Here is a 10,828-nt window from a genome sequence, read left to right as displayed (position 1 = left end):
CTGGACGCCCGGCTGCGGGCCTTTATCGACACCCGCGACTGGATCACCGCCTACCAGTTACCGCCTTACGCACCCGACCTGAACCCGGTCGAAGGCATCCGGGCGCTGCTCCGACGCGCGGGCCGGAACAACACCGCCTTCACCGACCCCGACCACCTGAGGCACACCCTGCGCCGCCCTCTCCGCGCACTCCGGTACCGCAGCGAAACCATCGACGGATGCCTCGCCCCGACCGGACTCACCCTGACGACATCACGCCGACAATCTCACTAGCGGCGCAGTCGTTCGCGCACTTGAGGCACCCGTCGCCGGAGCGATGGCGGAGGAAGCCCTCGGGCCAGCCGGCACGGCGGAGCTGTCGGCTCGGGGAGGAAGAGGGCTGTGACGCGGGGGCATTCGTGCTCCTGTTCGCTGAACGGCTGGTGTGCGGAGCAAGGGCGATTCGCGCGGGCAGGATCACGGCGTCGGCCGGGGAACGGTGGCGAGGGGAGGCAACGTCCAGGTCAGCGCCTTTGGTCCCGGGCCGGAGGCGACGTGCTGGGCCTCCGTTCCTACGGTGAGATCAACGGTGTACCTCTCCGGCCGGCCGGCTGCCTCCCAGCGGGCGTGGAGGTCTTCGAGTTCGGCCCACACGTCGCGCGGCCCGTGGATGCGAACAGTCCCGTCACCGGGGCCGACCACAGCCCAGGAGTCGTCCTCGGGGGCGACGATCGTCATCGTCTCGGCCTGGAAGTCCCGCACTGTGCCGGGGACCAGATACGCGGCGGCGAGCCAGAATCCATAGGAGTCGTCCGGCGGCGGTGCGAGCCGGGTGGGCCGCGCCGTGCCCGGGTCGGCCTTGATGCGAGCCCGGTGATCGAGGGCGGACAGCCACCGGTAGCCCAGCATCGGCCGGTATCCCCGCGGCCTGCCGCGGAGGACGGCTTCTTCCCGGCCGCGGTTCGGGCGGGTGACGAGGAGCTGTCCGGGCCAGCTCGGAGTCCGGGTCGCGAGTGTGGTCAGCAGCCGTCCGCCGGGCGCCAGCTGCTCCACCCACGCGAGCGGGACGCACGGTACGCCGATGCCGGAGTGGATCCGGTCGTACGCCGCCCGGGCCTCGTGCCCGTCGAGCGCGTCCCCCTCGACCACTGCCGCGCCGACGCCTAGCCGGTCGAGGTTCCGCTGCGCGAAGGCCGCCATGTGCGCGTCCCGCTCCACGCCGGTGGCGAGCCCGGGGCCGGTGATGGTGGCTGCGAGCGCGAGTGAGACGCCGGGGCCGGGCCCGAGCTCCAGGTAGCGCAGACCCGGCGCGAGCCCGAGCGTCTGGAGGGCTTCGACCGTGGCGGGTGTGTAAGTGGACATGGAGGTCATGTGGCCGCCGGTCACCGGGCCGCGAGTGAGCATGTCGAGGGGTTCGCCGTCGCGCTGGAGCAGGATCGACTCGTCGCTGTGGATCAGGTCGAGCCACTCCCGACGGTCCTCGGGGTGGGAGCCGTCGAGGAGGCGCCAGTCGATGGGGTCAGCGCCCGGGCCGCTGACCCGCACATAGGCATGGGGCAGGAGCATCTCGCGGCGAACGTCGAGCAGGGCGTCGCGCAGCGAGAGGTCGGTGAGCACGCCCGCGGAGGTGAGGCGGTCGACCATGGCGGCACGCAGGCTGCTCGTATCGGTGATCTGGGTGTCAACAGACATGTGCGTCGTCCTTCGCAGGGGCGGGTGTGGGCATGGCGGCCAGGCGGCAACCACAAGAGGCCAGCCGGGAGGAGGTGGAGAGCGGGCTCCCGACGAGTAGCGCGGCGTGCACCGAGACCCTGGCGGGCCGGGGAGTTCGGCGCGGAGTTGGCGCTCGACGAGGCCGTGGCGGAGCCGGCCTCGCGCACCGCCGGAGTGGGCTGAGTGCAAGGCGCCCACCGTGTCGAATCCGGTCAGCGCCCCCACCCCGGTTCGGTGAATGCCAGGCCCGCCCGGATGCCTTCGCTCGCGGCGTGGGTGCAGGGGACGAATCCGGTTCAGCAACCGCTGGATGCGATCGGGTCCCGCGTGTCCGGCCTCCTCCGCCGGCGTCCAGCCGTTCTTCCGCTGCAGCGGCGCGATCAGCCCCCGCATGTAGGCAAGCGCAGACCGACGCGGCTCCTCCCGGCTGAACCGATGCACGAACCGCTCGTGCACCACATCCAGCTCACCCGCCCACGACCTGCCATCGGCAAGGTCCCCACCCATGACCACACCGACGACCGAACTGGCCGGCAGTCACGGTAGGCACCGTTGCAGTACTGAGCGGGCACCCGCAAGACGGCGATGTGCGCGCGGTGCTGCCCCCGCATTCCGGCCGGGCCTGCCGCCCTGTCCCTTGGGGCGAGCTGATCATATGGCCGTGTCGATTCCACCCATATATCCCGAATGTATGCCCGGCGGGGGTAGTGTGCTCACATGGTGACTGACCCGAGGGCCGGATGCGGGCGCGGCCTGCGCGGACGGCGGGTGCCGTCCGGTGCCCTGCCGCTCGGGATATCCGCACGGCCGCACTGAGCTGCGTTCCGGACACCGGCGAGGGACGCTCGCCGATCTCCGCGACAGTCGGTTCCGCCGCCCACCGGATGTGCTCACCGCCCCGTCGGTGCCTCGTGAGGAAGAGCGCCTCCGGCCGTCTGGTCCTGTCCGGGCGATGGTGGCAGACCCACGCCTTCACCTGCCTTCTCCCGACCAGCGAGGTACACCCAGTCATGCGCACGGACCGCACCAGTCAGACCTCCCCCACACGTCGCGCCGTACTCGGCGCCGGTATCGCGGCCGCGGGTTCCGGGCTGCTCGCCGCCTGCTCCCATGCCGGCTCGCAGGACGGCGGCCACCCGGGCGCGCCCGCGCCGGCCGGATCCGCTCCGAACGGCAGAGAGGCCGGCAGGGCACATCCGACCCCCGCCGAACCGCTCCGTAAGCACACCTTGAGGGCCACCCCGTCGCCGGTCGAGTTGGGCGCCGGACGTACCTTCAGGTCGTGGACGTATGAGGGGTTGCTGCCGGGCCGGGAGGTGCGGGTCACCGCAGGTGACACTGTGGCGTTGACGCTGGCCAACCACCTGCCGGAGGCGACGACCGTGCACTGGCACGGTATTGCGCTGCGCAACGACATGGACGGTGTGCCCGGTGTGACGCAGCGGCCGGTCGAACCCGGTGAGACATTCGACTACCGCTTCACCGCGACGCATCCCGGCACCTACTGGTTCCACCCTCACATGGGGGTGCAGATTGACCGTGGCCTGTACGCGCCACTCATCGTCGACGACCCGAAGGAGCCACTCGGGTACGACCACGAGTGGATTGTCTTGCTGGACGACTGGATCGACGGAGTGGACGGCTCCACCCCCGACGATGTTCTCTACCAGCTCCGTAAGGGCAAGCCCCCGGTGGGGCACGGCAACAGGCCGGAGGGACCCGTGGGGGCCGGTGGCGGGGCGTTGGCGGACGACGGGAAGGGTCCAGGACGGGCGCCCTCGCCGTCGCCGTATCGACGGAAAGGGCCGAAGCGACTGATGGCGGGAGCCACCAGCAAGCTGCTCGGCGGTCACGCGGGACACATCGCCTACCCCTACTACCTGATCAACGGGCGCACAGCGGACGACCCCACGCAGTTCACGGCCAAGCCCGGCGACCGGATCAGGCTGCGCATCATCAACGCCGGCGGGGAGTCGGCCTTCCGGGTGGCGCTCGGCGGACACCGGATGACCATTACCCACAGCGACGGCTTTCCCGTGCAGCCGTACAAGACGGACGCACTGGTCATCGGCATGGCAGAGCGGTACGACGTGCTGATCACCGCGCAGTCGGGTGTCTTCCCGCTTGTCGCGCTCGCCGAGGGGAAGGGGGGCCGGGCCATGGCCGTCCTGCGTACGGGTGCCGGAGCGGTCCCCAAGCCGTCCGCGCACCCTGCGGAGCTGGACCGTGAGGTGCTGGTGTCCGCCCGCCGGCTCGGGCCGGATGAGTCGGTGGCGATGCCCCGCCGCAGGTACGACCGGCTGCTCCGGGTCAAGCTGACCGGTGGCATGAAGGAGTACGACTGGGGAATCGACCACGAGCCCTACAACCCGGATACGCTCCACAAGGTCGAACGGGGCGAGCGGGTGCGGCTGGTGGTCATCAACGCCACCCACATGTGGCACCCCGTGCATCTGCACGGCCACACGTTCTCCCTCGCCGGCGTGGACTCGAACGGTGCCCGCAAGGACACGTCGATCGTGCTGCCGCACAACAAGCTGGTGGCGGACTTCGACGCGGGCAACCCCGGACTGTGGATGCTGCACTGCCACAACATCTACCACTCGGAGTCCGGGATGATGACGACCCTTGCATACCAGGGATAAGAGGGCGTTTGAAGTGGGCAACTTGCCGTTTACGTCCTAGTGCGTTCCTCGCCAGGTGGGTGTCGTCTCGTCCGTTACGCGCCTGGTGAGGTTGTCGAGCGAGGCGATGTGGATCATGGCCTCGGAGCTGGCGGTGAGGGTCTCGTAGTCGCGGGCGAGGCGGCCGTGCATCATGATCCAACCGATACTCCGCTCGACCACCCAGCGCCTTTTCACGACCTGAAAGCCGCGGGCCTCTGGGTTCCTGTTGACGACTTCGACGTCGATCCCGAGGCGGGCGCCGTGCTCGACGACGGCGTTCTTGAAGCCGGTGTCGACCCAGCTCTTGGAGATGGTGGGGTACGTCTCCTTCGCCTGGTCGAGGAGGCGAATTCCCAGGGCGTTCTCCGGCAGGCCGGCGGCGGTGACGGTCACGGCGAGTATGAGGCCGATCGTGTCGGTGAGGATGCCGCGCTTCCGGCCGACGATTTTCTTCGCGGCGTCCGTTCCCTGGCTGGTCACGGGCACGTTGGTGGAAGTCTTCACGCTCTGGGTGTCGATCACGGAGGCGGTCGGTTCGGGTTTGCGCCCTTCCTTCACGCGGGCCAGTCCGGTCAGGTCGTCATTGAGCTGGGCGAAGATTCCTTCGTCGCGCCAGGCCGCGTAGTAGGCGTAGACGGCGCCGTGGTTCGGGAAGTCATGTGGGAGGTATTTGCAGGGGGTTCCCGTACGGTTCACGTAGAGGATCGCGTTGAAGACGTCCCGTAAATCGACTTTGGCCGGCTGCCCGGTTGGTCTGCGGTCGAGCCGGGCTTTTCTCCAGGCCGTCAACGTCGGCTCGATCAGGGACCATCGGGCGTCGGACAGGCCGCTGGGGTACGGCTTGCGCTCGCTCACGACGTAGCGTGATCATGGGTGAGGCGGAGTGCTCGGTTCCGCTGTTCATTGGGCGATTCCGTGGCAACTTCAAACCAGACGGACTTCAAGGTGTAGAAGCGAACGAGACGGATGGCCGAGCATCCACCGTGGAGAGCGTCATTCGCTGCCCATGGGATGAAGGCCCTCGAAGCGGGTCGGGGGCGAGAACCGCATATAGGTCTTGACCTGCATAAACGCCCTCTTACTGGGCAGCACTGTGCCCGGTGCTGGGCCGGATGGCGTTCAGCAGGCCGCGTGGAATGTTGTGGGCAGTCGTGGCCGCCCACAGCGCAAGGGAGATGAAGAGCAGCTGCTCGGGAATCCTGAACCACAACGGCGTTGCTGGGGCTCCGTTGAGCGGAATGTCCTCGAGGGCAGCGTAGATATTGGCCGGGAGCATCAACACGAAGAGCGCGGCCAGGCAGATCCCGGCCACCGGACGTGTCGTGGAGCGGATGAGTCCGGCGGCACAGAGGAACTCAAGTGCCCCGGTTACGTAGACCATTGCATGAGGAAACGGCACGAACGGCGGCACCATGGCCGAGAGGTCATCGTGGCTGGGGATCATGGTGACGCTTGGTGGTGTGAAGTGCGCGGTCGCGGTGGCCACGAGCATGACCGCCAAGCCGTGCGTGGTACTGGCCTGCCAGGTCGCGAACCGTCTGATCCCCAGTAAGCCGAGCAGGCGAAATACCAGCGCCGGGCCGACGAGGAGCATGAGGGTACCGAGCACGGTGTCCTCCGAGAGAGTGAAGACGTGCGGAGAAGCGGCGGCCTTCTTCACTGGGCCGGCCGTCCGATGGGGGACGTGTGGAACCAGGTGAGGTCTGCTGGGGCGTTTAGTACTCCAGTCTGGTTTCGCGATCTTGTGGCCGTACCCGGCCGGGAACGGGTACGGCCACCGCGTGATCATCGGTTGGTGTGTGGACAAACGAAGATCGTGCGGTGGCCGCTGGCCATAGCGTAGACCCTGCCCGCTGGCGGGCGATGTTCGACCAGGTCATGGCCCAGATCGCGGGCCGGTTCGGCCGAGTTGAGCCGAGGGCGAGTGCCCGCGCCTATCTGCTCGGGCTGCTGTCGAAGGCGGAGCGCAAGAACTGCTGGCAGCTTGCCGAACAGGCCGGCCCGGCCGGGACCGATGCAGCGGCTGCTGCGTTATGCCCGCTGGGACGCCGATGCCGTCCGTGACGACATCCGCGCCTATGCCGTCGAACACCTCGGCACCGACGGCGGGGTCCTGATCGTGGACGAGACCGGTTTCGTGAAGAAGGGCCACGCCTCGGCGGGAGTGCAGCGCCAGTACACCGGCACCGCGGGACGCATCGAGAACTCCCAGGTCGGGGTCTTCCTCGCCTACGCCACCCGCCGGGGGCGGACGCTGATCGACCGCAGGCTTTACCTGCCGGAGCACTCCTGGTGCGCTGACGCCGGGCGCCGCCACGCTGCCGGGATACCCGAGGAGATCCAGTTCGCGACCAAGCCCCGCCTGGCCTGGGAGATGATCGCCGCCGCGCTGGACGCCGGGGTGAAGGCACGGTGGGCGACCGGCGACGAAGCCTACGGGCAGGACCCGCAGCTTCGCGCCGCCCTGGAAGCCCGCGGCACCGGCTATGTGATGGCTGTTGCCTGCTCGACGCGAGTGAGGATCAACCACGGCCGCACCCCCGTCCGCGCGGACACCGTCGCCGAGCGCCTGCCCGCCACCGCCTGGCAGCGGCACAGCGCCGGAGCCGGTGCGAAGGGCCCGCGCCACTACGACTGGGCCTGGATCCACATCGGCACAAGTGAACACCGCCACCTGCTCATCCGCCGCAACCGCGCCACCGGCGAACTCGCCTTCTACCTGTGCTGGTCACCCGCCACGGTCACTCTTGCGGAGCTGGTCCGTGTCGCCGGTGTCCGCTGGAGCGTCGAGGAGTGCTTCCAGGCCGCCAAGAGCCAGGTCGGACTCGACCACTACCAGGTCAGGCACTGGACCGCCTGGCACCGGCACATCACCCTCGCCATGCTCGCCCTGGCCTTCCTGACCGCCCTCGCCGCCGACGCGGCACCCGAGCGACCCGCCCAGCCGGCCCATTTCACCCGCGATCACCCGCCGATCAGGCTGACCGTCCCGGAAATCCGCCACCTGCTCGCCGCCGTCTTCAACCCACCAACCGTGTCAGCGGCCAAGCTGCTGCACTGGTCCGACTGGCGGCGACAACACCAGGCGACAGCCCGCCGCAGCCACTACCGACGACGCTCCGGCGACGAACTGACTGGATAGATCACGAAACCGCACTGGAGTATTAGCCGCGGGTGAAGAACAGGCCGGCCCCGTACGCGTGGCGGGCGGAGACGAAGAATCCACCACCAGCCGGCTGGGTTACGGTGCCGCCGCTCTCGACGATCTTTCGGGCGTCACCGACGTCGTCGACCAGGACGGTCATCGCGGCCAGGTAGGAGGAGGCCGGGACGGGTTCGTCGGGCAGTACGTCACCGGCGTGCGAGGCGCGGACAATCTCCAACCGTGCGGTGGCCGTCTCCACAACGGCGACCGGGCCCTCGTACCTGACGGTTGTCTCCATAATGCGGGTGTACCGGTTCGTGATCCCGTCGAACTCGGTGTCGTCGGCCACGATCAGCACGGCGCCGAGGCCCCGGGCACCGTTCGGGTGGTTGAGATAGCGAGGCTGGTGCACGTACCGGCGAGTGAGGTGCTGGGCGATCCCCATGTAGCCCTCCGGGGTCGAGCGCGGATCGATGTGCACGGCGCGGGCGCGAACCGTGCGCGTCCCCTCCTCGGTGTCGACATCTCGCTCCAGTTCCAGCACGCCCGAGGTGCGCAGCCCGGCATCCATCAGCCGGCGGTCGACGGTTTCGGCGTCGTTGGTGTCGAGGTTGAACAATCGGAAGCCCTCGTACTCGTCGGCCATCACCTTAGTGCGCCAAGGGTCGGGTGCGGATTCGTCCACGATCCCGAGGAGCTCTATGTACGACCCTCCGAACAGTGCGCACCGGTTGGCCGTGCAGCCGGGCACCGGCGCTTGGCCGGGCCGCCCGCCGAGCAGATGCCGTGAGCGAGGACTGAGGGTGAACCCGAACGAGGCGTAGGCTCGTTCCAGCCCTTCGAGGTCGCGGGTCAGGATCCCGGTGTGATGGATGCCCTTGATGTCGCGTGTCATGGGACCGATGCTTCATCGACCGTCCGCGCCTGACCTCCAACTGCCACCGCCACGCCGCTATCCGACACCGGCCTACACTGACCAGGTGGATTCGGTCACGCTGGACGTACTCGATCTGCGACTCTTGCACGCGCTCCAGCTCGACGGACGCGCCCCCTTCAGCAAGATCGCCGATGTTCTCGGCGTCTCCGACCGCACCGTGGCCCGCCGCTTCGGCCGACTCCGCAGCACAGGCATCGCCCGAGTAGCCGGCGTGCCCGACAGCCGCCGTACCGGCCACGCCGAATGGCTGGTACGCCTGCGGGGCTTACCGTCCGCCACCGCCCCGCTGGCCCGCGCGTTGGCGCGCCGCCCAGACACCGCCTGGGTGACCGTTCTCTCCAGCGGTACTGAGATCATCTGCATCTTCCGCGTCGCCGAGGAGGGCGCGGCACCCCTGGATGGGTTGGGCCGCCTGCCTCAAATCACAGAGGTCGACGCACAACGACTGCTGCGTCCTGTGATGGACCATCGCTGGCTCGGGCGGACATCGGCACTTACCGCGGAGCAGATAGCCGCACTGCGGCCACCTCCCGCCGCGGACGCCAGTCCCGTCCGCCTGACCGAGCTCGACCGCCGCCTGCTCCCCGCCCTCGCCGCAGACGGCCGTGCCGCCTACCCGGACCTCGCACAACAGGTCGGCTGGTCCGAATCAGCCGTCCGTCGTCGCTTAGAAGAACTCCGCCGCACCGGCGTGCTCCAGCTGGACGTTGAAGTTGCCCCACGCTCATTTGGGTTCTCCGCTCAATGCCTGGTCTGGCTGACCGTCACCCCCGCCCAGCTGAGCAGTGTCGCCCAGGCCCTGGCCGCCGACCCCGAAGCGGCCTTCGTCGGCACCACGACCGGCACCCACAACCTGATCGCCATCGCCATCTGCGTGGACGCCAACGCCCTCCACGCCTACCTCACCGACCGCATCAGCTGTCTCAATGGCGTCGACCGCATGGAAACTGCCATGATCATCTCCTACACCAAGCGAACGGCCCCATCGCTGTGATGACGTCGAGGCCGCGGAAGGACCCGATGCCGACGTAAGCAGCGTCGGGATGTGGATGTCCAGAGTCGTAGGCGCAGACCGGCACGACGTCGGTCCACTTCTTGATCGCAAGTTGCTCTTGCCTTAGACCGTGTCCTATGTGGTGAGGCGGACGAGTCGTTTGTAACAGCAGAGGGCGGCTGCGAGGCCGAGAAAGGCCAGGTAGTTGCGGGGGTCGCGTTCGTAGCGAGGGCTCAAGCGGCGGTAGCCGGTCAGCCAGGACATCGTGCGCTCGATGACCCAGCGGCGGCGGCCCAATCGTTCGCTGGACTCGATGCCTTTGCGTGCGATGCGCACGCCGATGCGCTTGCCTCGCAGCCATTTCCGCAGGTGGGGGATGTCGTACGCCTTGTCCGCGTGCAGCCGTTGGGGCTTGAAGTGGCGGCCGCGGTGGGGATCGTGTCTCGTTTGGTGACCGGCCACCATGGCCTTCAGACCCTCGCTGTCGTGGACGTTCGCGGCGGAGACGCCGACGACCAGGGGCAGTCCGTTCGCGTCCGACAGGACGTGCATCTTGGAACCCGGCTTGCCCCGGTCCACGGGGCTTGGGCCTGTGTGTTCGCCCCCTTTTTAGCCCGGACGTGGGCGGTGTCCAGCACGACGCGAGAGACGTCGATGAGGCCGGCGTCGTCGAGGCGGTGGAGCACCGCCTCGTGCAGGCGGCCCCAGACACCGGCTCTCGACCAGATCAGGAACCTGCGGTGAGCTGTCGACTTCGATATCCCGAAGCACGGCGGCAGGGCCCGCCAGGCACAGCCGGACACCAACACGTAAATGATCGCCGCGAACAACGTCTCATCAGGCGTGTCCTGCGTCCCCCCGCCCTGCGGTCGCACCCTCGACGGCGGGATCAGCGGCTTCGCGATTCCCACAACCCGTCCGGAACAATCCAACTCCATGTACCCCGCCCCATACCGAGGTCAACGACACCTCACCACATAGGACACGGTCTTATGTGTGCAGCCCCGCGACGTTGTTGACGCGGGGCAATACACCTGGGTCCTTGAACGTGATGGCGGGAGGTCAGTGTCCTGTTTCCTGCACGGCCCGGTCGAGGATGTGAAGGCCCTCGTCCAGCTCGTCGGGCGTGATCGTCAGCGCGGGGAGCAGCTTGACGACCTCGTCCTCCGGGCCGGAGGTCTCGATGAGCAGGCCGTGGTCGAAGGCGCACCGCGCCACCTTGCCGGCCCGCTCCTTGTCGTGGAACTCCAGGCCCCACACCAGGCCGCGGCCGCGGTACTCCTTGACGTCGGCCGGGTTCTCCTCGGTGATGGCGATCAGCGCCTGCTCGACCTGCTCACCGCGCGCACGGGTCTGCTTCTCCATCGCGGAGCCGTCGGCCCAGTACGCCTCCA

At 68.4% G+C, this 10,828-nt stretch carries 7 protein-coding genes and 4 pseudogenes; 4 read left to right on the top strand and 7 right to left on the bottom strand.

Annotated elements, in window-relative coordinates; translation table 11 throughout:
- A pseudogene (locus ADK41_RS36955) lies at nucleotides 1-273 on the top strand (IS630 family transposase); the annotation flags it as partial.
- Between the two features lie 183 nt (nucleotides 274-456).
- On the opposite strand, the gene ADK41_RS36950 reads toward ADK41_RS36955, so the two are convergent.
- Together ADK41_RS36950 and ADK41_RS40420 are read right to left on the bottom strand one after the other, a co-directional pair.
- Nucleotides 457-1,671 (bottom strand): methyltransferase, encoded by a 1,215-nt coding sequence (locus ADK41_RS36950; protein ID WP_030837126.1) that lies wholly within the window; start codon nucleotides 1,669-1,671, stop codon nucleotides 457-459.
- 309 nt (nucleotides 1,672-1,980) lie between these two features.
- Nucleotides 1,981-2,199: pseudogene (locus ADK41_RS40420) on the bottom strand (IS701 family transposase); the annotation flags it as partial.
- Between the two features lie 503 nt (nucleotides 2,200-2,702).
- Between ADK41_RS40420 and ADK41_RS36945 the strand changes: the two are divergent.
- Complete coding sequence (locus ADK41_RS36945) at nucleotides 2,703-4,337, top strand: multicopper oxidase family protein (protein ID WP_030837129.1); 1,635 nt, start codon at nucleotides 2,703-2,705, stop codon at nucleotides 4,335-4,337.
- Nucleotides 4,338-4,373: 36 nt separating this feature from the next.
- Here ADK41_RS36945 and ADK41_RS36940 read toward each other — a convergent pair whose 3' ends face one another.
- Both ADK41_RS36940 and ADK41_RS36935 read right to left on the bottom strand, forming a co-directional pair.
- Nucleotides 4,374-5,213, bottom strand: a complete 840-nt coding sequence (locus ADK41_RS36940) for an IS5 family transposase (protein ID WP_030837132.1) — start codon at nucleotides 5,211-5,213, stop codon at nucleotides 4,374-4,376.
- Between the two features lie 223 nt (nucleotides 5,214-5,436).
- Nucleotides 5,437-6,018: a DoxX family protein gene (locus ADK41_RS36935; RefSeq protein WP_234319199.1), complete on the bottom strand. Its 582-nt coding sequence runs from the start codon at nucleotides 6,016-6,018 to the stop codon at nucleotides 5,437-5,439.
- 203 nt (nucleotides 6,019-6,221) lie between these two features.
- On the opposite strand from ADK41_RS36935, the pseudogene ADK41_RS36930 reads away from it, so the two are divergent.
- Nucleotides 6,222-7,500 (top strand): annotated as a pseudogene (locus ADK41_RS36930) (IS701 family transposase).
- A 22-nt stretch (nucleotides 7,501-7,522) separates the two neighbouring features.
- Here the strand turns inward: ADK41_RS36930 and ADK41_RS36925 are convergent.
- Nucleotides 7,523-8,398, bottom strand: coding sequence for a VOC family protein (locus ADK41_RS36925; RefSeq protein ID WP_051843707.1), 876 nt, complete (start codon nucleotides 8,396-8,398; stop codon nucleotides 7,523-7,525).
- A gap of 85 nt (nucleotides 8,399-8,483) precedes the next feature.
- Here ADK41_RS36925 and ADK41_RS36920 point away from each other — a divergent pair, with 85 nt between their 5' ends.
- Complete coding sequence (locus tag ADK41_RS36920; protein ID WP_030837142.1) at nucleotides 8,484-9,434, top strand: Lrp/AsnC family transcriptional regulator; 951 nt, start codon at nucleotides 8,484-8,486, stop codon at nucleotides 9,432-9,434.
- Between the two features lie 135 nt (nucleotides 9,435-9,569).
- Here the strand turns inward: ADK41_RS36920 and ADK41_RS41470 are convergent.
- Nucleotides 9,570-10,386: pseudogene (locus ADK41_RS41470) on the bottom strand (IS5 family transposase).
- Between the two features lie 110 nt (nucleotides 10,387-10,496).
- Nucleotides 10,497-10,828, bottom strand: a 332-nt coding sequence (locus ADK41_RS36910; RefSeq protein ID WP_030837148.1) for an aminotransferase class III-fold pyridoxal phosphate-dependent enzyme, incomplete at its 5' end; no start/stop codon positions are given.

This window comes from Streptomyces caelestis, assembly GCF_001279005.1.
GTDB classification, from domain to species: domain Bacteria; phylum Actinomycetota; class Actinomycetes; order Streptomycetales; family Streptomycetaceae; genus Streptomyces; species Streptomyces heliomycini.
Note: the sequence above shows the minus strand (reverse complement) of the source record. Positions and strands in the feature narration are given on the sequence as shown.